At 35.9% G+C, this 565-nt stretch carries 2 protein-coding genes; both read right to left on the bottom strand.

Features of this window, described 5'->3' with window-relative positions; translation table 11 throughout:
• On the bottom strand, positions 1 to 363 hold a 363-nt coding region (locus D8855_RS10460; RefSeq protein WP_125417221.1), incomplete at its 3' end, for a hypothetical protein.
• A partial coding sequence (locus D8855_RS10455; RefSeq protein WP_185757600.1) for a DNA cytosine methyltransferase occupies positions 347 to 565 on the bottom strand: 219 nt, incomplete at its 5' end. The genes D8855_RS10460 and D8855_RS10455, both read right to left, overlap by 17 nt.

Raw genomic sequence — 565 nt, 5'->3', positions numbered from 1 at the left:
TTTCTTGTCTTCATCATAAGCTTTTACAGTTACTTGGGTTGTAAGTATTCCCTCTTTTCCCTCGGCTCGATAGCCTTGTCCATATAAAACAAAAACAAGATTCTGATTATCATCTACAAAGGCATCAGCTCCGTTCTTTATATCCTGACTTTCAAGGAATTCCATAATGTTTTGAAGATAGGATTCGTAAAATAGGGGGTAGTTGTGTTTTTTATGGTAATCATCTAAAAATGTCACCTCAAACTCACATGGATAATTGGGCATCAAAAATATTTGTTCATCCAGCTGTCTGATTTCTGCATCATGTAATTCTGTTTCTAATTCATCACAATCTAGTATTGACTCTTTATTTAAAGCTTTCATCTTTTTCCTCGATTTCTTTTAATTTCTTTGCGATTGCGGCAATCACAGGAACGGTTACACTATTACCAGCTTGTTTATAGAGCTGACTATTACTAGAGACTTTTCTAGCAGCTTCAAAAGCCCAATCAGGAAACCCTTGCAAGCGAAAACACTCTTTAGGAGTGATTCGTCGAATTCTCAGACGGTAAAATTGTCCATCTAT

It is taken from the genome of Streptococcus mitis (assembly GCF_003942685.1).
GTDB lineage: Bacteria > Bacillota > Bacilli > Lactobacillales > Streptococcaceae > Streptococcus > Streptococcus mitis_CD.
Note: the sequence above shows the minus strand (reverse complement) of the source record. Positions and strands in the feature narration are given on the sequence as shown.